Raw genomic sequence first — 21,488 nt, forward strand, 5'->3', positions numbered from 1 at the left:
ACTCCGGGGCTGCGGCGAGCCGGGCCGACGTCGCGTGACGGCGGCCCGTCGCTGCTCTAGGGTTGTCGGCTGCGGCGGCAACATATTAGGGGTGGCGGATGACCGGGACTGTCACGGTGATGGGCGCCGGTGCCTGGGGCACCGTGCTCGCCAAAGTGCTGGCTGACGCCGACAACCAGGTCATGTTGTGGGCGCGGCGCGCCGAGGTCGCCAAGCGGATCAACGCCACCCGGTCCAATCCGGACTATCTTCCCGACACGCAGTTGCCGGCGGGAATCCGCGCCACCGCCGACGCCGAGGAGGCGCTGTCCGGCCGCGACGACGGTGCTGCTCGGCGTCCCCGCGCAGACGATGCGGGCCAATCTCGAGCAGTGGAACGGCATGTGGGCCGACGGTGCGACGCTGGTCAGCCTGGCCAAGGGTATCGAGCTGGACACGCTGATGCGGATGAGCCAGGTGATCGTGTCGGTGACCGGCGTGGACTCCTCGCAGGTGGCGGTGATCTCGGGGCCCAACCTGGCCAGCGAGATCGCGCAAGGTCAGCCGGCCGCCACCGTGGTGGCGTGCAGCGACTCCGGGCGGGCGGTGGCGTTGCAGCGCTTCCTGAACAGCGGCTATTTCCGTCCGTACACCAACTCCGATGTGGTCGGCACCGAGATCGGCGGCGCCTGCAAGAACGTCATCGCCCTGGCCTGCGGGATGGCCGTCGGGGTGGGTCTGGGCGAGAACACCGCGGCGGCGATCATCACCCGTGGACTGGCCGAGATCATGCGGCTGGGGCTGGCGCTGGGCGCCAAGGGTGCGACGCTGGCGGGCCTGGCCGGGGTCGGCGACCTGGTGGCCACCTGCACCTCGCCGTACTCGCGCAACCGGTCGCTGGGGGAGCGGCTGGGCCGCGGCGACACCATGTATTCGGCGCTGCACGGCTCCCAGAACACCCGGGACGGGCACGTGGTCGAGGGCGTGACGTCCTGCGAGTCGGTGCTGGCGCTGGCGTCCAGCTACGACGTCGAGATGCCGCTCACCGATGCGGTGCACCGGGTCTGCCACAAGGGGCTGTCGGTGAACGAGGCGATAGCGCTGCTGCTGGGCCGCACCACCAAGCCGGAATAGCGCCGGCCGGACCACCTGAGCTGCGCAATCCCGCGCTGCGGCGCCGCACCCGGTAGCCTCTTTAGGTTGTGACCGCCTCGAACCGGGTTCGCGTCGCCGTCGTTTTCGGCGGGCGCAGCAACGAGCACGCCATCTCGTGCGTGTCGGCGGGCAGCATTCTGCGCAATCTCGACCCGCAGCGTTTCGACGTCGTCGCGGTCGGAATCACGCCGCAAGGCTCCTGGGTGCTCACCGACGGCGACCCCGACGCGCTGGCGATCAGCAACCGTCAACTGCCCGCGGTGCGCCCCGAGTCGGGCACCGAGCTGGCCCTGCCCGCCGACCCGCAGCGGGGCGGGCAACTGGTGTCGCTGGGACCGGGGTCTGCGGAGATCCTGGGTTTGGTGGACGTGGTCTTCCCGGTCCTGCACGGCCCCTACGGCGAGGACGGCACCATCCAGGGGCTGCTCGAACTCGCCGGGGTGCCTTACGTCGGTGCCGGGGTGCTGGCCAGCGCCGCGGGCATGGACAAGGAGTTCACCAAGAAGTTGCTGGTCGCCGAGGGCCTACCGGTCGGCGACTACACGGTGCTGCGGCCGTCGCAGTCGACGCTGCACCCCGAGCAACGCGAGCGACTTGGCCTGCCGGTGTTCGTCAAGCCTGCCCGCGGTGGCTCGTCGATCGGGGTCAGCCGGGTGGCGAGCTGGGACGAGTTGCCCGCCGCTGTGGAGTACGCCCGCCGTCACGACCCGAAGGTCATCGTGGAAGCGGCGATCAACGGCCGCGAACTCGAATGCGGTGTGCTCGAAATGCCGGACGGCACAATCGAAGCCAGCACGCTGGGGGGAGATCCGGGTGGCCGGGGTGCGGGGCCGTGAAGACTCCTTCTACGACTTCGAAACCAAGTACCTCGACGACGCGGCCGAATTGGACGTGCCGGCCAAGGTCGACGACGACGTGGCAATCGCCTTGCGGCAGTTGGCGATTCGTGCGTTTACAGCCATCGACTGCCAGGGCCTGGCCCGCGGGTGGACTTCTTCCTCACCGACGACGGCCCGGTGATCAACGAGATCAACACCATGCCGGGGTTCACCACGATCTCGATGTACCCGCGGATGTGGGCGGCCAGCGGCGTCGACTACCCGACGTTATTGGCCACCATGGTGGACACTGCCCTGGCGCGCGGCGTGGGGCTGCGTTAACGCACTGCGCTAACGCACCGGCGCCGCTAACGCACCGGCGCCGGATCGATCGGTGTCGCGGCGATGGCGCGGTCGATGATTGCCGAAAGATCCTGGATCGGTGTGGGTCCCGATTCGGCGGGCAGCGTGATGGCCACATAGACCGGACGATCCACCGTGTACCAGGTCGAGCTGCGGTCGTCCGACTGGCCGGACACCCGGAACCACTGCACCCGGTCGACGACCTGGATCGGTGAGCCGATCACGAAGTCGTCCGGGCGTTGCAGTCCGCACCGCACGATCACGGTGTCGGATCCGGCGCGCCAGGCGCTCGCCCCCTCCGGCGCCGGCTGCGCGACGGCGGCGCGCTGGAAATCCCCGAGCCGGGCCGGCAGGGCCGCCGACAGCGCCCGGCATTCGGCGTTGGCGGCTTGCGGGGCGGGCACCGAGGCGATCGCCACCGGCCGCTGCGGGTTGTCGCGGGTGGCCGCGAACACCAGAACGCCCGCGATCGTCACCAGGGCCACCGCCAGCGCGGCGATCAACACCGCGCGCGGTGGCCCACCGGGATCGGACTCGCCCGTCACCTGCCTGACCCCCTTCGACAATTCCACCCTTGACTACACTGACCTGCGCCCGAACGGGCCCGAGAATGAACTTACCGGCGGGGGAGGAGGCGGTCGTGCGCGACGAGTCCCCGACGCTTGCGGAACTGGGTGAGTTCGGCGTGATCGAACGCCTGGTGCGCGACCGCCGCCAGCCCGCCGCGGTGATCCTCGGACCCGGCGACGACGCCGCGGTGGTGTCGGCCGGCGCCGGCCGTACCGTGGTCTCCACCGATATGTTGGTGCAGGACAGGCACTTTCGGCTGGATTGGTCGACCCCGCACGAGGTCGGGCGCAAGGCGATCGCGCAGAACGCGGCGGACATCGAGGCGATGGGTGCGCGGCCGACGGCGTTCGTCGTCGGCTTCGGCGCCCCGGGCAGCACCGACTCCGGCCTGGTGACCGCGCTGGTCGACGGCATGTGGGATGAGGCGCAGCGGATCGGTGCCGGCATCGCCGGCGGCGACCTGGTCAGGTGCCCGCAGTGGGTGGTGTCGGTGACGGTGCTGGGCGAGCTCGACGGGCGCGCGCCGGTGCTGCGCTCGGGCGCGCGGGTGGGTTCGACGGTTGCCGTCCGCGGCGACCTGGGCCGCTCGGCGGCCGGATACGAGTTGTGGCGCAACGGGATCGAGGAGTTCGGCGAGCTGCGCTCCCGACACCTGGTACCGCGGCCGCCGTACGGCGCGGGCCCGGCGGCCGCGGCCGCCGGCGCCACCGCGATGATCGATATCTCCGACGGTCTGGTCGCCGATTTGCGGCATGTGGCCGAGGCGTCCGGGGTGGGAATCGACCTGTCCGCCGCGGCGCTGGCGCCGGACCGGGACGCGGTATCGGTCGCAGCTGCCGCCGTCGGCGCCGACCCCTGGGCGTGGGTACTCGGTGGCGGTGAGGACCACGCCCTGGTGGCGTGTTTCCCCGGTGCGGTTCCGGACGGGTGGCGTGTCATCGGCCGGGTGCTGGACGGGACGGCGCGGGTGTTGGTGGACGGTGAGGAATGGAGTGGGTATGCGGGCTGGCAGTCGTATTAGTTGCCGCGCCGGCAGTGCGGCCGGGGGAGCGCGATGACCGCGCGTCCGCTGAGCGAACTCGTCGAGGCGGGCTGGGCGAGGGCGCTGGCGCCGGTGGCCGATCAGGTGAGCCGGATGGGGCAGTTCCTGCGCGAGGAGATCGCGGCCGGGCGACGCTACCTGCCGGCCGGGCCGAACGTGTTGCGCGCCTTCACTTTCCCGTTCGACCAGGTGCGAGTGCTGATCGTCGGGCAGGACCCGTACCCCACTCCCGGACACGCGGTGGGGTTGAGCTTTTCGGTGGCACCCGACGTGCGTCCGTTGCCGCGCAGCCTGTCGAACATCTTCGACGAATACGGCAGCGACCTCGGTTTCCCGGCACCGTCCTGCGGTGACCTGACGCCGTGGGCGCAGCGCGGCGTGCTGCTGCTGAACAGGGTGCTCACCGTGCGCCCGAACAACCCGGCCTCGCACCGCGGCAAAGGCTGGGAAGCGGTGACGGAGTGCGCTATTCGCGCGCTGGTGGCGCGCGAGCAGCCGCTGGTCGCGATCCTGTGGGGTCGCGACGCCTCGACTCTGAAGCCGATGCTGGCCGAGGGGGATTGCACTGCCATCGAATCCCCGCACCCCTCGCCGCTGTCGGCGTCGCGCGGGTTCTTCGGGTCGCGGCCGTTCAGTCGCGCCAACGAACTGCTGACGGGCATGGGCGCCGAACCGATCGACTGGCGGCTGCCCTGACGGACCTGCGGACGGTCAGGCGCCCGGGAAATTGACGTCCTTGGTGACGGCTTTCCACTCCTCGATCGACGCCGACATGGCGGCGATCTTGTCGCGCATCGCCTTGAGCACGTCGCGGCCCAGCAGCAGCCGCAACGGCGGGTCGTCGAGTCCGGTGACCATCAGCACCGCCTCGGCCACCTTGCGCGGGTCGCCCGGCAGGTGATCGGCGAACTGCTTGATCAGGTCTTTTCGCGCGGCCACATCGGCATAGTCGGCGATCGGGTGTGCGGACTCCTTCATCGACCGCGACGCCCAGTCGGTCCGGAACGCGCCCGGTTCGATGGCGGTGACCTTGATGCCCAGCGGCCGCACCTCCTGGGCCAGCGCTTCGGTCACCGCCTCCAGCGCGAACTTGGTGGACGAGTAGTAGGCGTTGGGCGGGTTGGCCACCAGGCCGGTCATCGACGAGATGTTGACGATGTGCCCGCTTCCCCGGGCCCGCATCGCGGGCAGCACCGCCTTGATCATGTCCACTGCGCCGAAGTAGTTGACATCGAACAACTTTCGCACCTCGGCGTCCTCACCCTCCTCGACGGCCGACAGGTAACCGTGACCGGCGTTGTTGACCAGCACGTCGATTCCGCCGAAGGTGTCCTCGGCGGCCTTGACCGCGGCCGCGATCTGTTCGGCGTCGGTGACGTCGAGCGCCACCGCCAGCGCCCGTTCGCCGAATTCGTCGGCGAAGTCCTGCACCGCCTCGGCCCGTCGTGCGGTCACCACCACGCTGTGGCCGGCTTGCAGTGCCGCGCGGGCGATCTCGCGGCCGAAGCCGGTGGAACAGCCGGTGACCAGCCAGCGCGCCATCTCAGGCCGTCCCTTCCGGCAGCCGCCGCAGATATGCCGTGCGGCGTTCGGCGAGTTCGGTCTTGCGCATCTGCTCGGTCACCCGCGGCAGCTGCGGTACCTCGGCTTCGAGCAGGTCCCGTTTGACCACCCGGCCGTGCGCGCCCAGACCCGCACGCGGGCCGGTCTCACCGAACTCGGCCATCCGCAGGGTCAGGACGGCCTCACGGAGCCCGTCGGTGTCGATCCAGTTGGCCAGGCCGGGATCCTCGGGGGAGATCACATAGGTGTAGGTGCCGTCCTCGTTGGGCACCGACTGCGCCTTGTTGAGGCTGCCGGTGCGGTCGACGATGTCCAGCGTGGTGCCCCAGATGTTGCTCAGCGGCACCGTGAAGTATTCGGCGCCACCGGCGTTGAGGTCGACCACGAACACCTCGTCGGGGGCCAGGTCGATGCGGCCCATCACGTAGAACTGGTTGCGCATCGCGCCGTCCTTGTCCGCCGACCACGCCAGGTCGAAGTGGTTGGCCGGCATCTTGTAGACGCCGTGGCTGAGCCTGCCGGTGAAGTTGGCGAAGTAGGCCATCATCGCCGCGGTCGCCTCGGCCTGCTCGTCGAGCGTGCGGGCCGGCGTTTCGGGTGGGCCGCCGAGTCGTTGTATCTCAATATGATTCGGGTCGTCGCGGCCCCAGTCCAGCAGCACGTCCCGGATGTAGAACTCGTGCGCCTCGGGCGTGCTGCGCACGTGGTTGGGTCGCCCGTTGGCGGGCTCGGAGTCGATGGTGATGGTGTAGCTGCCGTCGGAGTCGACCGCCATGGTGCGTCCGTTGAGCACGTCGACGGTGCCCATGTCGGCGTCCCACAGGGTGAAGTAGTTCTCGGTCATCCGGTTCTTGCCCACCCGACCGTGGATTTCGTAACGTTCGTCCCCGGAGATCGGGATCACCCGGTACACGCTGTCGGGATTGTCGATGCCCCAACGTGATCCGGGGATGCGGCGGCCGTCGACGGGGTGGGCCAGCCGGGTGATGCAACTGACCTTGGGCCGCAACTTGTCCTGATTGGACGACCAGATCGCGGCCGAGAACATCACCTCGGCGAACGCGTCGTCGAAGCGTTCCCGCATCGCCTCGGATGCCTTGGCGCGGCCCAGCCAGGTTTGCGCAACGGTTTCGTAGGCGGCCCTGACGGTAGGGTGTTCGATCAGTTCGAGGGCGGCCAGTTCCTGCTCGTGCTGGGATGCCGTCGCGACCGGGTGGTCGAGCATCAATGGATCCTCTCGTCGATGAATTCTGCAAAACGCTTGTTGTACAGACTGAATCGCTCGTCGACCTGTTCGGGCCGCAGACCGTATTCGGCCAGCCCGTAGGCCGGACGCGCCGGCTCCCGGGGCCGCTCGCGCAGCCAGCGCCGCATCGCGTCCTCGGCCGGCGCGCTCAGCGGGAGACCGACGGCGTCGTAGACCCGGGCCACCTGCCCGATCGGATCGGCCACCGCGGCGTCGAACCCGACGTCGGTCACCCGTGCGGCATCGTCATCCCAGCCGTCCCGGGCAGCCACGGCCCGGTCGTTGGTCCAGCCCATCCGCTGCAGCCACTGCGCGCCCACCCGGGCGCGGTCCACGGTGTCGGCGTGCATGGCGTGCAGAGTGGCGTTGAGACCGGCGCCGGAGGCGATGGTGGTGCGCGGATTCCGGTGCATATGGACGAGGTGCAGATCCTCGAACTGCGCGCGCAACAAGTCCAGATAGCCAAGGTGGGCAGGCGATTTGAGCACCCAGCGGCGCGGCTGTTGGCCACGCTGTCGTTTCTGCCATTGCAGGAACTGCAGCATGCGGTGCAGGTAGTCGTAGGCCGGCGTGAAATCCTGTGCGTCGAGCCAGGATCGGTAGTGCGGCAGGTTCGCGCCGGATTCCGGAACGTGCGACAGGAACGCGTCGGCCAGGAAGACGATCTCCTCCTCGGCCTCGCGCGCGTACATCGGATGAATGGTGAACAACTCCGGCGCCAGTTCGCGCGACTTGGCTTCGCGCGCTTCGCTGATGGCGATGCGTGGGTCCGGGCCACCTTGGCCGTCGAACCGGTAGCCGAGCCGGGGCGCGACCTCGACCACCTCCCAGCCGTAGGCGCAGCTCAAGCGCGGGTCGGCGGCCAGGAGTCGTTGCAGCAGCGTGGTTCCGCTGCGCATCATGCCGACCACCACGATGGGTGCCTGCACCTGCTCGTCCAGTATCTCCGGGTGCCGCCGGACCCACTCCTGGGTGCGCAGCCGCATCCGCAGGCTGTGCACCAGGCCCGAGCGCAGGATGTGGGTGCCGATCGCGTTCAGTTCGGCCCGCGCGTAGTCGGCCAGCAACACCTGCAGCGGTTCCTCGAATTCGCCTGGGCCCCAATCCGTCAGCGATTCTTTGCGTTGCGCGTCGGCCATGATCGCCGCGCGGTCGAAGCCGGCTGAGTTGTCCACTGGTCAAAACTTCAGGTGACGGCTCAGATCGCCCACCTGGTCGATGAACATGGTGCGGCTGTCGAACCACCAGACGCCGTCGATCCGCTGGAAGGTGTCCTTGTAGTGCCCGGTCACGATCACCTGCAACGGCAGGTCCGGGGTGGCCTGGGTGACGCAGTAGTAGGAGGTGCTGCGCGCGGTGCCCGCGGCCTCGTCGATCTGCAGTTGCACATTGGTGGTGTTGTGGTGGGTCTTGGGGGTGCCGTCTTCGTAGAGCCGGGTGCTCATCTCGTACATGGCGCGCACGCCGGTGATGCCGGTGAAGACGGTCTCTGGTGGGCCGTCCTCCACCCCGCAGATGCGGCCGTGCCGGAAGAGCGCGGCAACACCGTCGAGATCGCCGCCGTCGAGCAGTTCGGCGTAGGTGTAGATCAAGTTCGTGATCGCTACGGCGCTGTCACTCACGTTCGATTCCGCTCCTGACTGTCTGTCGAGCAGGTGCCCAACCGAGCCCAGACCATGTTGGCAGAACCGCTGTGGCTTTCATAGAACCGCCCACTATTCTTGGCCGTTGTGACGTTACCCTGGACTCCCGCCCGGCTCGGCGATCTGAGCGGCAAGCGAGTCATCGTGACCGGAGCGACCAACGGCGTCGGCCTGGGAACCGCGCGCGCCCTGGCCAACGCCGGCGCACATGTCATCCTCGCGGTGCGCAACACCGAACTCGGTGAGCAGCGTGCCGCCCAGATCGCAGGCTCGACGTCGGTGGTCAAGCTCGACCTGGCCGACCTGTCCTCGGTGCGCGCCTTCCCCGATCTGATCGACGGAGACGTCGACATCCTGATCAACAACGCCGGAACCCTGACCGACCGGCGCAAGGACACCGTCGACGGCTTCGAGATGACGCTGGGCACCAACCTGCTCGGACCGTTCGCGCTGACGAACCTGCTGCTGCCGCGGGTGCGTTCGCAGATCGTCAATGTCGGCTCGGACGCGCACCGCTCGGCGACACTGCGACTCGACGATCTGCACCTGCGCCGCAACAAGTGGTCGCGGCTGGGGGCCTACGCGCAGTCGAAGCTCACGGTGATGTTGTGGGGCCTGGAGTTGGACCGCCGGCTGCGTGCGGCGGGCTCACCGGTCGTCAGCCAGCTCACGCACCCCGGTTGGGTCGCCTCGAACCTTTCGCATCTTTCCGACTCCGGGCTGATGTCGTTGGCGCACAAGGTAACTAAGAGTCTGGCCGATCGGCTGGGCAACGACATCGACCAGGGTGCTGCGCCCACCCTGTTCTGCATCAGCGAACCGGTGCCGCCGGGCAGCTACATCGGTGTCAGCGGTAGGGGAGGGCTGCGGGGCGATCCGGTGTTCATCGGACGTTCGGCCGTCGCCGGCGATTACGACACGGCGGCCCGGCTGGTGGCGTTCGCCGAAGCGGAGACCGGCACCACCGTGCCGCTTTGATGCCCGGCGAAACGGCCCGCGGCAATTTCTAGCGATTGCGGCGTTCGTCCGATTACCGCGCCGCAATCACCGCCATTAGTTCCTCGACGACGCGGGTGGTGGTTGGGGTTGGAAGGGTGTGTACCACCACCATTGGGCGTGTTCGCCGGTGGGGCCGGTGCAGGGTTTGACGTCGGGAGGTGCGGCGGTGGGGGGTCGGGCCAGTGATCCGGTGGCAGGGTCGGCCGCTGCTGTCATGACGGTGAGTTGGTCGGCGGGGCCGGTGAGGGTGATCAGGCCGCGGTGATGTGCGCGGTGGTAGGGGCAGACCAGGGCCAGATTGCTCGCAAGTTGAGAATCTACCCTCTTACTGGCGGTCTTCCGCCACGAAGGTTAGACCGCCGGGCTAGCCGGTGGTGTGGGTGCGGCGGTGGTAGTGGCGATGACGTGGGCCCGGTTGCCGCAGATGTTGGCGGTGCACCAGCCGCGGCGCGGATTGGTGGCCAGAAAGAGCATGGAGCAATCCGTTGGCGCAGCGTCGCAACTGGTCGCGGTAGCGGGGATCAGAGTACGGTTATGGCGTCGGTGGCGGTAGGTCATAGAGCGCGGGGTTTCCGCCGTATCCGACAGTGCCAAACGCACGCTGCGCTGCAGCTCGGTGGCGATTAGGTCCAACCGTGCGCTAATCGGTGCGCCGCGGCGGCGGCGTTGATGTCATCCAGCGACTCGGTTGGCGGCACGCGGTGCTCAAGGTAAGGCCGAACGCGTCGCGAACGGCGGCGTAGCCGGCGGGTGGCGGTGGGATCGGGGATAGCACCGGGAGGCAGTCGCACCCTGCAGCTGCCACCACCGGCGCAGCTGGTCGGGATCGGACAACAAGTCGGTGGCCGGTTGGGTGACCGTGACCAGTGTATCGGCGAGGTCGACCGATATCGACGGTTCGCCGCCCATCGGAAAGCCCGCCTGTTGCAGCGCCTCCAATGTCGGTCCCGTCTGGATCCTCACGTCGCCATTTTAAGCGTGTGGCGACGCGCAACCGTTGCTCTCTGATCATGCGGAATACCTGTTGAGAGCCCGATGACCACGGTTGCCTTCAATGACCTAATGCGCTACCCTTCGAGCTATGCATTAGCATGGTCTGCTGATCACCGACCGTTGAGGAGTCCTGTCATGACCGTCGACCCACCATTCGTTACCCGCGCTCGGGGGTGGACCTGGCCTGGCGTCGTGGCGGCCACGCTGGTCGCCGCGGTCGGCGATGCCGCGTTCGCGTTCATCGCGTACGTGCTGATCGCCCGCCGGTTCAACTTCGAGACACTGTTGCAGCAGCCATCGCCAGCGGCCTGCTCGGCGAGTCCGCATTCACCACCGGCCGCGCCGGGATCGGCGTCGCGGCGCTGGGGTTCGCCATCCACCTGGCGCTGGCGGCAGTGTTCACTTTCTTCTACGCGCTGGTCATCGCACCCCGGGTGCACACCCTGCCGATAGCCACCGCCATTGGAGCGGCCTACGGTGCAGCGATCTGGGTGTTCATGAACACCGTGGTCTTGCCGTTAGGCCACGCAGCCGGCGAAACGTTCTTAAGTGGCTACTACCTGGCCTTCCTCGTCGATCACGCGCTGCTGGTCGGATTGCCGATCGCCGTGATTCTGTTCGTCTTCGTCCGTCGCCGCGCCGCTGACCTCGCCCAGTTCCCATCCAATCTGCAACCAACGCTGGAGAGTATCGTTTTCTACGCCCATCCGTCACCACAGCCTGACCATCGACCATCTGCATGTCTTCGTCCGCGAAGCCGGCGACCGCGACCGGCCGACGCTGGTGCTGCTGCCCGGCTACCCGTCGAGTACCCGCGCCTACGTCCGCCTGATCGACCGACTCGCCGAGCAATGGCACACCGTGGCCATCGACTACCCCGGCTTCGGGCAGTCAGACCCGCTGCCCCAATCCCCCACGTTCGACCGGCTCGCCGAGGTCACCGGTAAGACGATCGACGCGCTCGCCATTAAGGACTACGCCATCTACATGTTCGACTTCGGCGCCCCGGTCGGCTTCCGCATCGCCCTCGAGCATGACCAGCGGGTGGCGGCGATCATCACCCAAAACGCCAACGCCTACACCGACGGCTTCGGACCCGGCGTCGCCGCGCTCGCCAACTGGTGGGAAGACCGCGACGCCGGCCAGCCCGCCGTCGACGAGTTCGTCAGCCTGCCCGGCACCCAGATGCAATGGCAGGCCGGTGCCCGCGATCCCGAGCACATCGACCCCGCACACGCCTTTGACGACCAGCGCGTGTTGGACCTGCCCGGGCGTGCCGACTACATTAGTGCGCCCAAGCGTGGGACTACCAGAACAACCCGCCCCGCTACCCCCACTGGCAGGCCTGGCTGCGGGAACGCCAACCCGCCTTGCTTGCGATCTGGGGCAAACGACCCGTTCTTCATCCTTCGCCGGCGCCCAGGCCTATAAAACGACGCCCGACGCGACCGTAGTGCTGCTCGACACCGGCTTTAATTTCGCCCTCGAAGAAGAAGCCGACACCATCACCGAGCATATTCACGAGCTAATGAGGAAGGCCTTCGTCGACCACCGCAGTACGGCACGGGCGGCTGAACTGACCAAGTCTGATTCGCCAGCCGCTCCGGCATCCAGACCCGAGGAGAAGCTGACGATGAGTAACACGTTGCAGGACAGGAAAATCGTGGTGGTAGCGCGGCCCCGCGCCGCCATCGCCGCCGTACGGCAATTGCACCGATTCACGGGCCGAACGCTCATCGCCTGGAGCGCGTCGGGCAACGTCATATTCCTCCGTCGGCACGCCCGCCGACTGCAAAAACGGCTCACCGGCGCGCGAGTCGAGCTGATCCCGCACACACGTGCATTCATCTCCGACGACCAACCCGAAGTTCTCGCCAAAGCCATCCACCGGTTGCTGGCACCCACGCCGGAACTGGAACACATCCTTGACACAGCATCATGACCGCCGAATTCCACGGGGCTGCGGCTACTGTCTATGAGCTCGCGTCTTACCCCATCAAAGGACTCTCCCCTCAAACCGTGGCATCAGTTGCGTTGAAGACCGGCCGCGGTTTTCCCTACGATCGCGAATGGGCGTTGGCCCGACCTGGCGGCGAATACCGTCCTGGCAATGGGAAAGCGATCCACAAGAGCAACTTTCTGTCCTGCTCAAAGAGGATCGACTTGCCGGGATCACAACCAATCTCGATGTTCACAGCCGGGTTTTGGAGGTCAAGGTACGCCAGCACGTCGTCTTACACGAAGACCTGGCGACGCGGGCGGGTGTACGAGCGGTCGAGCGCTTCTTCGCGCGAATACTCGATTGTCCAGATGAAGCAGAGCCGATCCTGGCGCGAGAACCCGGGCGTCGGTTCACCGACGCGGCAATCAAATCGGACACCTTGATGAACGCCGTGTCGATCATCAACCTCGATTCGATCCGCGACCTCTCACGCAGGAGCGAACGCGTGATCGACCACCGCCGATTTCGGGCAAACATCTATATCCAAGGCACACCACCCTTTGCTGAAGCAGAGCTAGTTGGTAAAGAGTTTTCTATCGGTGACGTCTTGCTACGCGGGCTAGCGGCCATTCCTCGGTGCGCAGCGACTGAAGTCAATCCATCGACCGCCGTTCGCGATCTGGCGGTGCCCAGGCTCCTCGTAGAACATTACGGTGATGCCAACCTTGGGATTTGGGCTGAGGTCATTAACGGCGCGACTATGCGGCAAGGTGACCCAGTCAAGTCAATCCCCTACGCTGGCAACGGTGAAGCTTAATGAATCAATCCGAGACCTCTGTGGTGATCGCGGCAAAGACGCGGTTGACAGAATCGATTTGGCGCGTTTCGAGCTCATACCAGAGGGACTGCAAGCTCTCCCACCTTTCACGGCGGGAGCACATATCACCGTTCGTACACCCAACGGTTCGGTACGCAGCTACCACCGACGGACCCCAGGTTGTCATAACTCGCTATGCCATCACGGTATATCGTGACACGACCGACGGGGAGGATCAGTCGATCTACGATCAGACCAAACGCGGTGACCGGCTGGTCATTTCGCCGCCTCGAAACACATTCCTTCCAATTGGCGCCCTCACGCGCCTAATTCTTCATCGCCGGAGGCATAGGTATCACGGCCATACGCTCCATGGCTTTAGAGGTTGCGAGGACAACCGACGCATCGGGGCTGCTTATCTATCTGACGAAGAGTCGAGCTAATTCGGCATATCTTGATGACATGCTTAAGCTGTCGCCCGGGATGGAAGTCCTGCTGCACCATAGCACCAGCGCGGGCCGACTCGACCTGTGGCCATATCTTTCCCAACCGGATGAAACCCACCTCTATTGCTGCGGACCAACGCCGTTGATGGACGAAGTCCGCGCCCTAACAATGCACTGGCGCCCCAGCCGCGTGCATTTTGAAAACTTCCAGGGAGTCAATGCCCTGGGCATGGCATGCTCACCGTTTTCAGTACGCTGGCAGTCAACCGATCAAACTATCGACGTGTCGCCCGCGCAGACGTTACTGGACGCTCTGCGGTCGGCCGGGATCTCTGTTGCATCATCATGTGAAAGCGGCACATGCGGCACGTGTAAGTTGCGTCTTGTCTCCGGCCGAGTCGACCACCGCGACGCCTACCTTGAGGATGCCGAACGCGACAGCTACCTCATGCCATGCGTTTCTCGAGCCGACAGTGAAACGCTTGTGGTAGCACCGCTCTGACCAACGCACCCCGTCGGTGGTGTTGCGGTCGGCGTCGTCGCGCAGTAGCGTCACTGACCCGACCGGTGAGTCGATGACGGCGTGGCGGATCGTAGGCGTCGAGGCTGCGCCGGATATCGGGACCTCCGACAGCCGTCGGAATTACTCACTACGCGGTGGACGTCTCGTCGGGTGGGTCGGGTGTATTTGGTCAGTCATGTTGAACCGACGATGAGCGCACAGGCCGGGTCAGGTGGCGCTATCACGCAGCCGTCGGACCGGTGGCCGCGGCGAGCAGTATCTCGGTGACGCTGTCGGGTTGGGTCACCATTGGCAGGTGGTCGGCATCGGTGACACGGATGGTGGCGTTCATCCGTGTGGCGACGAAGTGCTGGGTTTCCGCGGCGATCATGCGGTCGTTTTCGGCGATGAGGAACCAGCTTGTGCGATCTTTCCAGGCGGGCCGTGGGGCGGGTGCGGTGATGCACGTCGGTGAGAGGGGGCGCTGGACTGCGGCGAGCATGGCGTGTTGTTCGGAGGTTGCGTTTTGTGCGAATGCTGCTGCGAAAGCGCTGTGCGGCAGCCAAATTAAGCCGTGACGATCCGGTTCTAGGGCGGGTGCGAGACGATGCGCAGGGGCGCGGTGAAACAGACTGGCGACTGTTTCACCTTCGTCGTGTGCGATCGCGGCGACATAGACTAAAGCCGTCACCGAGTCGGTATTTGCCGCTCCGATGACCGCGCCGGCGTAAGCATGACCGCCGAGAACGACGCGTCCCTCGATACGCTCGAGAACTCGGTTCAGCGCTGCGGTGTCGTCGTCGAACGATGTCAGCGGTAGCGGTGCGGCGATGACGTTGTGGCCGCGCTGCTGTAGTCGATGGATGACAGGTGCCCAGCTGGAGCTGTCGGCCCACGCCGCGTGGACCAAGACAAAGGTTGGCTCGGTTGTCATCGGGATTCCGCTCCAAAGGTGGTGGTCATCAGTTTGTCGGTGCGCGTGGCGATTTCGTCGAGTTCTTCTTCCAGCTGGTCAAGCCGTCCCCGTGCACGGGCCGACCCTGAGTGCCCTGGTGTCTGTTCGGAACAGTTCGTCATCAAACTCTTGCATCAGCGGACTCTCGCAGTTGGGATGTCAAATTCACCAGAACATGGACCTGTGAGGAGGATTGGCATCATACGACGCAGGTTTGGGTCACCACCCTGTGTCCCCCGGCGGCCTCAGCCGAGATGGCGCGCTGGCTCAATCTTGCCCGTGTCGATGAATTGACGGTGTCGCACTATCTTGTGACCTCTCACTTCCCAGATGTGAGAGTAGTCGACCTCCACGTGCTTGCCGGTCGCGCGGTTCGTTCCGAACCGCCCCCCACCGATACGATTCCCCTTTTATCGCCGTCACAGATGAATTCGTGCGGCGTCAGCGTGTGTGGCTCCCACTCTTCCATTGCCGGCATCAGCATGCCCTCAAGGACTTTCTGCGGGCCACGGCCGGCGACCTTGTAGTCCATCATGGTGATCCACTCGATGTCGTCAGACATCAGGGCCAGCGCGCCGCTTGGATCGCCGGCGGTCAATTTTGCGTAGAGTTCTTTGACGATCTCCAAGGGCGCCCGGTAGGTCGCACTCGTTGCTTCGGATTCCGAGCCCGATGCCGCAACCGGTTCGGATCCGGCGTTCCCATCGACGTCGATCTTCTTGTGCTTAATGACACCCACGCAACCCTCGCTCTCAGTCCACCCGTGTAACTTCTGAAAAGATGTTTCAAAGGTTACACCCGCGCTTGCTAACCTGTCAACATGTAGTTGAGCGGTTACCAGTGCGGCGGTGATCCGCCCGGGAAGGTGAGGCCGATGCAGCCGCTCGATGTCATCGTCGGCCTCGCGGGAGACCCGGCCCTGGAACTACTGAACAGCCGGGCCACGCCTTCCCCAGGTTCAGAGCCAATCGAATTGATCGGAGACGGGGCGAATTATGTACGGTGGCTCGCACGCACGGGACTCATCGACGACGACGACCGCGCAGTGCTCGAAGATCTGTTCAGCGCTGGTCAACTCGACGGCGCCGCTGGGGATGCCCGTACTCTTCGGGAGAAGCTGCGGCCGATTCTTGTTGACTGGGCAGGCGAAAAGTCGGTGCCGTTCCCCGTTGATGTGATTGACGAGCTGAATGCGCTGCTGGCGCAGGATCGGCGCTACACCCAGCTCAACCCCGACCATGACACTCTCTTGCTGCATGAGCGGCGGCACTGGGAACAGCCCACACAGCTTCTGGTCCTATCCGCACAAGCCTGGGCGCACCTGCTCGTCGAGGGCGACCCGACCCTGATCCGGCAATGCCCTGGCTGCACTGTCATTTTCTTACGACCGCACCAAAGCCCACCGCCGACGCTGGTGTTCCATGGCAATCTGCGGCAACCGCGCCAAAGTACGGCGCCACCGAACGTCCGCAGCTGAGACGAACCGGCGAATCTGACCCGTCGTCGGCGGCCCGATCGCTGTTGGTGGATTGTCAGATGCTGGCCGCCATCGACTTTGAGCGTCACACTGGTCACAAAATGGTGTTCGTAAAGCAATATCCGGGGCGTCACCGCCCGTATGTTGACTGCGGCTGGGCCGGCCTGGTGATGGTGACGCCGGCGAACCGGCGCCGGCTCGGCGGGCGGGAGCCACGCGGGTGTTCCCGTCGTCACACACCGACATTCTCACGGGTAGAAAGCCTTGCACCCGTTAGAAGGCAGTGGTAGATTGCTAATGGAGAGAACTCATATTCATCCATTAGGTGATGGCGGAAAGAAAGAGACCCGCAATGGCTAACTTTGTTCCCGTCGAGCCCGAGGCCGCCACCGGCCGGGCTGCCGAGCTGCTCGCCCAAGTACACAAATCGCTGGGACTGACCCCCAACATGACCAAGGTGATGGCCAGCAGTCCTACTCTGCTGCAGGCTTACCTGGCGCTGTCGGGCGCGGTCGCCGGCGGCGTGTTGAGCCCAGCGGTGCGCGAGCGGCTCGCGATCGCCACCGCAGAACTGAACGGATGCGAGTACTGCCTGTCCGCGCACACCTACATCGGCGCCAACATCGCCAAGCTGGACTCCGACGAGCTAGCCAAGGCGCGAGAGGGTGACTCGAAGGACGCCCACGTGGCCGCGCTGCTCAAACTGTCCAACACCATCGCCGCCAACGCCGGCGACGTTGACGAAACCGAAGTCAAGGCTGCCCGCGAAGCCGGCGCTACCGAGGAAGAGATCGGCGAAGTCGTCGCCAACTTGGCGCTCAACATTTTGACCAACTACTTCAACGTCTTGGCTCATGTCGACAACGACTGGCCCGTCGTCGCCCTGAACCACCACCAGAACTAAGAGTCGTCGGTCCCGCCACGATCACGAACAACCACCAACGAGGATCAACGCCAACGTGCCTGAGCAACGACCCCCTTCCCCACCGTTCGACACCGTCACAGCACTGCAGAAAGTCCAGGCCGCCGAAGACGCCTGGAATACCCGCGACCCCCGCCACGTCAGCCTGGCCTACACCCCACACTCCGTATGGCGCAACCGCGACCAATTCCTATCCGGCCGCCCCGCAATCGTCGAGTTCCTCACCAGAAAATGGGAACACGAACTCGACTACGTGCTGCGCAAAAGCCTGTAATTCCGCGGGAACCGAATGCCGTGCTTCAATATGAATGGCGCGACGCCAGCCATCAGTGCGGTATTCGCGTTACGGCAACGAGTTATGGGAATTGACGACGACGGACTCATGCGCCGCCGAGAAGCGAGCATCAAAGACCTCCCCATTGCCGAAGCCGAACGCCGCTTCCATGGCCCCCGTTCCGCCAATGAACGCGGACAAGGACACGACATTCCCCTGCGGTGAAGATTTTCTGCCGTGCCGGCCCGTCACCGACCACGCGGGGCTTTATCGACGACCACACCGTAGATGATGTGACGATGATCGCAGCTCCATCTGTTCTCGTGTTCGATGTCAACGAGACTTTGATCGACATCGATTCCATCGCACCGTTTTTCGAGCGACCCTTCGGCGATCGACGAGGCTTGCGGGCGTGGTTCGGTCAGCTGGTCACCTACTCGATGACGGCGACGCTCTCGGACCACTACGTCGACTTCTTCACACTGGGCCAGGGGGTGCCGCAGATGCTCGCCTCCGTCCACGGCGTCAACATCGCCGAGGCGGACGAACGGACACTTGACCACGGGATGCTGACCATTCCTGCACATCCCGACGTCGCCGATGGATTGACAGTCCTACGTAACAACGGTTTTCGCCTCGTGACGCTGACAAACTCACCGCCCAATCCGGGCGGTGCCAGCCCGCTGGAACATGCCGGACTGGGGCACCGTTTCGAGCGCCAGCTCAGCGTCGCCTCACACCGAGTGTTCAAACCCGCGCCGACGTGTATCTGCGCGCTTGCGACGAACTTGGCGTGGCGCCGGCGGAATGCATGATGGTCGCCGCCCACGTCTGGGACACCACCGGCGCGCAATCGGTCGGGCTCGGCGGCGAGCTGATTACCCACGCCGGCAACGCCCCGCTGCCGATCTCCGGCCTGCCGCAGCCGGAGATCGTCGCCAGCGATCTACGGGAGTTGGCGGCAATCCTCCGAAGCCGCGCCGATGAGTCTTCTCCCGCGTAGTGAGTAGTTGCGCCAACTTCCGAAGGTCCCGATACCTGGCGCAGCCGCGACAACCACAACTGGCCACGCCGTCAAAGACTCTCCGGAAAAGTGGTTCCTCCGGAAATGGACGGCAGTCCTCGGGAGGGGGCCAGCGCCGAACGCGACCGGGATCGGACTCGCGAGAGCGGCGTAATGCCTTGGTAATTCATCATCATCCGGTTTCTCGACTTTTTCTTGCCTGGCGTCTACCGCACTGCCAGTGCGAGACCGAAGTCGCCGGCGTCGTCGGTCCACCACCGGGTGCGCTCCAGCCCGACCGCGGCGAGTTCGGCGACCACCGCTTCGGATCGGAACTTGCACGCAACTTCGGTGAGCATCTCCTCGCCGGCGGTGAACTCGACCGTCAGGTCCAAGGCGCCGACGTGTACCCGCTGGGGGCCGACAGCCCGCAGCCACATCTCCATGCGTTCGGCCCGGACATTCCACCGGGCGACATGCGCGTAGCCGCTGAGGTCGAAATTGGCGTCGAGCTCCCGATTGATCACCGCGAGCACATTGCGGTTGAACCGGGCGGTCACCCCGGCGGCATCGTCGTACGCTCGCACCAGCCGGCCTGGGTCTTTCACGAGGTCGGTGCCCAGCAGCAAGCTGTCACCCGATCGCATCGCGGCGGCCAGTGCCGCGAGGAATTCGGCGCGTGGCTCGGGGGCGAGATTGCCGATCGTGGAGCCCAGGAACACGAAGAGTCGCCGCCCTTTAACGGGGATCTCGCTTAGGTATTTCTCGAAATCACCACAGACCGCATGGATCTCGATGTTCGGATAGTCGTGGCGGATCTTAGCTACTGACGCCGAGAGCGTGCTCGCGTCGACGTCGAACGGCTCACGTACCGGCGTAGCGTGCCGGCATCGCGCAGCGCGTCGAGCAATAGCCGGGTTTTCGTCGAGGTACCACTCCCTAATTCGACCAGGAGTCCGCCGGCACTAGCGCCGGCAACCTCGGCGGAACGTGCCGACAGGATCTGTGTCTCCGCGCGAGCCGGATAGTACTCGGGCAGCCGGGTGATCCGATCAAACACCCGTTGCCTACGAATCGCAAACCACTTTGGGCGGCAGCTGGTGTCTTTTGTAGTCCACGGAAGACATCGCGACGCAGTGCCTCGTAGGCGGAGTCCACGGCCAGGTGGTTCGACAGGGTTACCGTCATAGCAGTCCTTTCCGGTACCAGACCGGCCGTGCCACGGGGCGCGGCGGTTGGAGAGTCACCATCCTTCGTGCGCCAGCTCAGCGACCGTGGCTGTGATGCCACGCTCCATCACCCGGTCGGTCAGGTCGTGGCCGGACAACGGTCGCGCTCGACGCCAGGATCAACCTGCTCACGCATCTTCGAGTTCAGCGCGGGTACTCGTTCGGCGGCAATGGCCACGCACCGCTCGGCGGCCGCGCGCGCAGCCGCTGGTCAGCCGATCTCGGGCGGCGGCTCTGTGCCCGCGGCGACCGGTTCGACGGCCTGGCCGCAGGCCTCGGCGGCAACCGTCGTCGAGCAGAGTCACCAGCGTGAACACCACGGCCGGCCAGAGCACGTCGAGAACGCTGTCGAGGTAGCGGATCTCGAGTCGGCCGCGGGGGCGCACCGGCGGAAACAGAGTGGTCAGGTGGTAGTCGAGGTCGGCGGTGTTGGGGCGACGCCCGCCCAGCAGCACCCGGCCGTCGGCCCAATCGGCGAAAGATACACGCCGCCGCACCGCGACGGCGTCGGGGCGCAGGCACCATCACCGCATTGAGCGTAGCGCGCCCAGGAGCTGGCCGGATCCTCGCAGTCGGCCTGCTGGATGGGTCCGCAACGTGCGGAGCCGAGGCGGCCCCACACCTGTTGCCGGGTCGACACCCAGCCGGAGAACTTCCCGCGCAATAACGGCGAGTTGGCGGTGATCGCGATCATCGTCGGACCCAACGTGCCAGCCGTAGTCGTGCCGCCCACCTGGCCTGCGGTCCCGCGTCGAGGTTGACGGATGGATGCCGTCGATGTCATCATCGCCGCACCAGCGGCAGCGGTATTGCCGGCGACGAAGAATCTGCCCGCGGCGCGGCGGTGGCGCGCCCGATTGACGCGCTCACCCGCGTAGCGGGTCGGTGCCCAACAACACCAGACCCAGCCCGGCATTGCCGAAAGCCGATCGAAGCACCGCCTGGTCGGTTGCCATCGCGCCTACGGCTGGAAGTACGCCCTCGGCGGGTGGCCCGGACAGCTCGACCGCGCCACCAGGTTCCACGCTGAACGCGCTGCCGCCCGGTAGCGGGGGAAGCGCGTCGAGAACGTCAGTGATCTCTTCCCAGCCCGGTCGGCGGGCGGGGGCACCCGGGTCGAAGCAGTGCGCCTCGACCTCCAGACCGACCCGCCCCGACCGGCCATCGGTGAAACACCCGCGAGTGATGTAGGTAGCGCGCCGCCGCCGCCGAATCGGCCAGCTCGGTAACGGGCAGGCGGTCCTGATCCAGCCGGGTGCAACAGAATGTGTCATAGCGGGCTTTCCTCGAGGTCCCAACCACCGTGCCACCGGCAGTGCGTCTGAGTTGCGCCGGCTGCACCCGGTTGCGGCTCACCAGGCTGCGAGAAAGTTCCGAGATATTCGACTCACCTGGCCCCCGGCGTTCGCCGTCATGGTTGACGTTGTCCGCAGGGAATGCCCGCGTGCTCGAAAGCGAGCCAGAATCGGATCGCGATCGCAACCAGCGTCATCATGACCGACGGTGACCAGCGCCACGGACAGCCTCGGCCCGCTGGGCCAGTTGGGCTG

At 65.8% G+C, this 21,488-nt stretch carries 22 protein-coding genes and 7 pseudogenes; 14 read left to right on the plus strand and 15 right to left on the minus strand.

Annotated features, from left to right (window positions below):
- Nucleotides 1-98: 98 nt before the first annotated feature.
- Together L6444_RS09020 and L6444_RS09025 are read left to right on the plus strand one after the other, a co-directional pair.
- Nucleotides 99-1,113, plus strand: a pseudogene (locus tag L6444_RS09020) (NAD(P)H-dependent glycerol-3-phosphate dehydrogenase).
- A gap of 68 nt (nucleotides 1,114-1,181) precedes the next feature.
- Nucleotides 1,182-2,294: pseudogene (locus L6444_RS09025) on the plus strand (D-alanine--D-alanine ligase family protein).
- A gap of 26 nt (nucleotides 2,295-2,320) precedes the next feature.
- Here the strand turns inward: L6444_RS09025 and L6444_RS09030 are convergent.
- Nucleotides 2,321-2,860, minus strand: coding sequence for a DUF3515 domain-containing protein (locus tag L6444_RS09030; protein WP_236981778.1), 540 nt, complete (start codon nucleotides 2,858-2,860; stop codon nucleotides 2,321-2,323).
- Nucleotides 2,861-2,925: 65 nt separating this feature from the next.
- On the opposite strand from L6444_RS09030, the gene L6444_RS09035 reads away from it, so the two are divergent.
- On the plus strand, nucleotides 2,926-3,906 hold the full coding sequence (locus L6444_RS09035; protein WP_236981779.1) for a thiamine-phosphate kinase: 981 nt from the start codon (nucleotides 2,926-2,928) through the stop codon (nucleotides 3,904-3,906).
- A 33-nt stretch (nucleotides 3,907-3,939) separates the two neighbouring features.
- Nucleotides 3,940-4,623 carry a uracil-DNA glycosylase gene (locus L6444_RS09040; protein ID WP_236981780.1) on the plus strand — a complete coding sequence of 228 codons (684 nt, stop codon included), beginning with the start codon at nucleotides 3,940-3,942 and terminating at the stop codon, nucleotides 4,621-4,623.
- A 15-nt stretch (nucleotides 4,624-4,638) separates the two neighbouring features.
- Here the strand turns inward: L6444_RS09040 and L6444_RS09045 are convergent, their stop codons facing one another.
- The 4 genes from L6444_RS09045 to L6444_RS09060 are packed head-to-tail and all read right to left on the minus strand — an operon-like array spanning nucleotide 4,639 to nucleotide 8,358.
- Nucleotides 4,639-5,469, minus strand: a complete 831-nt coding sequence (locus tag L6444_RS09045; protein WP_236981781.1) for an oxidoreductase — start codon at nucleotides 5,467-5,469, stop codon at nucleotides 4,639-4,641.
- A gap of 1 nt (nucleotide 5,470) precedes the next feature.
- Nucleotides 5,471-6,715 carry a DUF1214 domain-containing protein gene (locus L6444_RS09050; RefSeq protein WP_236981782.1) on the minus strand — a complete coding sequence of 415 codons (1,245 nt, stop codon included), beginning with the start codon at nucleotides 6,713-6,715 and terminating at the stop codon, nucleotides 5,471-5,473.
- Nucleotides 6,715-7,875, minus strand: a complete 1,161-nt coding sequence (locus L6444_RS09055; RefSeq protein WP_370653161.1) for a sulfotransferase family protein — start codon at nucleotides 7,873-7,875, stop codon at nucleotides 6,715-6,717. The genes L6444_RS09050 and L6444_RS09055 overlap by 1 nt, the downstream gene beginning before the upstream one ends.
- A gap of 39 nt (nucleotides 7,876-7,914) precedes the next feature.
- Nucleotides 7,915-8,358, minus strand: coding sequence for a nuclear transport factor 2 family protein (locus tag L6444_RS09060; RefSeq protein WP_236981784.1), 444 nt, complete (start codon nucleotides 8,356-8,358; stop codon nucleotides 7,915-7,917).
- Nucleotides 8,359-8,466: 108 nt separating this feature from the next.
- Between L6444_RS09060 and L6444_RS09065 the strand changes: the two genes are divergently transcribed.
- Nucleotides 8,467-9,357, plus strand: a complete 891-nt coding sequence (locus L6444_RS09065; RefSeq protein ID WP_236981785.1) for an SDR family NAD(P)-dependent oxidoreductase — start codon at nucleotides 8,467-8,469, stop codon at nucleotides 9,355-9,357.
- Nucleotides 9,358-9,432: 75 nt separating this feature from the next.
- Here L6444_RS09065 and L6444_RS09070 read toward each other — a convergent pair.
- The 4 genes and pseudogenes from L6444_RS09070 to L6444_RS09085 all read right to left on the minus strand — a co-directional run.
- Nucleotides 9,433-9,681 (minus strand): annotated as a pseudogene (locus L6444_RS09070) (hypothetical protein); the annotation flags it as partial.
- A gap of 48 nt (nucleotides 9,682-9,729) precedes the next feature.
- The gene (locus tag L6444_RS30065) at nucleotides 9,730-9,936 is read right to left on the minus strand and encodes a CGNR zinc finger domain-containing protein (protein ID WP_255731151.1); all 207 of its coding nucleotides are present in this window, start codon (nucleotides 9,934-9,936) and stop codon (nucleotides 9,730-9,732) included.
- A 147-nt stretch (nucleotides 9,937-10,083) separates the two neighbouring features.
- The gene (locus L6444_RS09080; RefSeq protein ID WP_236981787.1) at nucleotides 10,084-10,341 is read right to left on the minus strand and encodes a hypothetical protein; all 258 of its coding nucleotides are present in this window, start codon (nucleotides 10,339-10,341) and stop codon (nucleotides 10,084-10,086) included.
- Between the two features lie 575 nt (nucleotides 10,342-10,916).
- Nucleotides 10,917-11,078 carry a hypothetical protein gene (locus L6444_RS09085; RefSeq protein WP_236981788.1) on the minus strand — a complete coding sequence of 54 codons (162 nt, stop codon included), beginning with the start codon at nucleotides 11,076-11,078 and terminating at the stop codon, nucleotides 10,917-10,919.
- 76 nt (nucleotides 11,079-11,154) lie between these two features.
- Between L6444_RS09085 and L6444_RS09090 the strand changes: the two genes are divergently transcribed.
- From L6444_RS09090 to L6444_RS09105, 4 genes are all read left to right on the plus strand, one after another.
- Nucleotides 11,155-11,802, plus strand: coding sequence for an alpha/beta fold hydrolase (locus L6444_RS09090; RefSeq protein WP_236981789.1), 648 nt, complete (start codon nucleotides 11,155-11,157; stop codon nucleotides 11,800-11,802).
- A 22-nt stretch (nucleotides 11,803-11,824) separates the two neighbouring features.
- Nucleotides 11,825-12,313 (plus strand): alpha/beta fold hydrolase, encoded by a 489-nt coding sequence (locus L6444_RS09095; RefSeq protein WP_236981790.1) that lies wholly within the window; start codon nucleotides 11,825-11,827, stop codon nucleotides 12,311-12,313.
- Between the two features lie 127 nt (nucleotides 12,314-12,440).
- Nucleotides 12,441-13,130, plus strand: coding sequence for an MOSC domain-containing protein (locus L6444_RS09100; RefSeq protein ID WP_236981792.1), 690 nt, complete (start codon nucleotides 12,441-12,443; stop codon nucleotides 13,128-13,130).
- A 462-nt stretch (nucleotides 13,131-13,592) separates the two neighbouring features.
- Nucleotides 13,593-14,078 carry an iron-sulfur cluster-binding domain-containing protein gene (locus tag L6444_RS09105; RefSeq protein WP_236981794.1) on the plus strand — a complete coding sequence of 162 codons (486 nt, stop codon included), beginning with the start codon at nucleotides 13,593-13,595 and terminating at the stop codon, nucleotides 14,076-14,078.
- A 241-nt stretch (nucleotides 14,079-14,319) separates the two neighbouring features.
- On the opposite strand, the gene L6444_RS09110 is transcribed toward L6444_RS09105, so the two are convergent.
- Together L6444_RS09110 and L6444_RS09115 are read right to left on the minus strand one after the other, a co-directional pair.
- The gene (locus tag L6444_RS09110) at nucleotides 14,320-14,988 is read right to left on the minus strand and encodes an alpha/beta hydrolase (RefSeq protein WP_236981796.1); all 669 of its coding nucleotides are present in this window, start codon (nucleotides 14,986-14,988) and stop codon (nucleotides 14,320-14,322) included.
- 364 nt (nucleotides 14,989-15,352) lie between these two features.
- Nucleotides 15,353-15,772 (minus strand): nuclear transport factor 2 family protein, encoded by a 420-nt coding sequence (locus L6444_RS09115; protein WP_236981798.1) that lies wholly within the window; start codon nucleotides 15,770-15,772, stop codon nucleotides 15,353-15,355.
- Nucleotides 15,773-15,907: 135 nt separating this feature from the next.
- On the opposite strand from L6444_RS09115, the pseudogene L6444_RS09120 reads away from it, so the two are divergent.
- The 5 genes and pseudogenes from L6444_RS09120 to L6444_RS09140 form a co-directional block, all read left to right on the plus strand.
- Nucleotides 15,908-16,354: pseudogene (locus L6444_RS09120) on the plus strand (ABATE domain-containing protein); the annotation flags it as partial.
- A 100-nt stretch (nucleotides 16,355-16,454) separates the two neighbouring features.
- Nucleotides 16,455-16,529, plus strand: a complete 75-nt coding sequence (locus L6444_RS09125) for a hypothetical protein (RefSeq protein ID WP_236983953.1) — start codon at nucleotides 16,455-16,457, stop codon at nucleotides 16,527-16,529.
- 333 nt (nucleotides 16,530-16,862) lie between these two features.
- Nucleotides 16,863-17,414 (plus strand): carboxymuconolactone decarboxylase family protein, encoded by a 552-nt coding sequence (locus tag L6444_RS09130; RefSeq protein WP_044544033.1) that lies wholly within the window; start codon nucleotides 16,863-16,865, stop codon nucleotides 17,412-17,414.
- 55 nt (nucleotides 17,415-17,469) lie between these two features.
- Nucleotides 17,470-17,931, plus strand: a pseudogene (locus L6444_RS09135) (DUF1348 family protein).
- A 77-nt stretch (nucleotides 17,932-18,008) separates the two neighbouring features.
- Nucleotides 18,009-18,709: pseudogene (locus tag L6444_RS09140) on the plus strand (haloacid dehalogenase type II).
- 227 nt (nucleotides 18,710-18,936) lie between these two features.
- On the opposite strand, the pseudogene egtD reads toward L6444_RS09140, so the two are convergent.
- The 4 genes and pseudogenes from egtD to L6444_RS30505 form a co-directional block, all read right to left on the minus strand.
- Nucleotides 18,937-19,897: pseudogene (egtD, locus tag L6444_RS09145) on the minus strand (L-histidine N(alpha)-methyltransferase).
- 169 nt (nucleotides 19,898-20,066) lie between these two features.
- Nucleotides 20,067-20,435, minus strand: a complete 369-nt coding sequence (locus L6444_RS30495; RefSeq protein WP_459551914.1) for a glutamate-cysteine ligase family protein — start codon at nucleotides 20,433-20,435, stop codon at nucleotides 20,067-20,069.
- Nucleotides 20,342-20,854: a glutamate-cysteine ligase family protein gene (locus L6444_RS30500; protein WP_459551915.1), complete on the minus strand. Its 513-nt coding sequence runs from the start codon at nucleotides 20,852-20,854 to the stop codon at nucleotides 20,342-20,344. The genes L6444_RS30495 and L6444_RS30500 overlap by 94 nt, the downstream gene beginning before the upstream one ends.
- The gene (locus tag L6444_RS30505) at nucleotides 20,805-21,212 is read right to left on the minus strand and encodes a glutamate-cysteine ligase family protein (RefSeq protein ID WP_459551916.1); all 408 of its coding nucleotides are present in this window, start codon (nucleotides 21,210-21,212) and stop codon (nucleotides 20,805-20,807) included. Before L6444_RS30505 ends, L6444_RS30500 begins: the two co-directional genes overlap by 50 nt.
- Nucleotides 21,213-21,488 lie beyond the last annotated feature (276 nt).

It is taken from the genome of Mycobacterium kiyosense, from assembly GCA_021654635.1.
GTDB lineage: Bacteria > Actinomycetota > Actinomycetes > Mycobacteriales > Mycobacteriaceae > Mycobacterium > Mycobacterium kiyosense.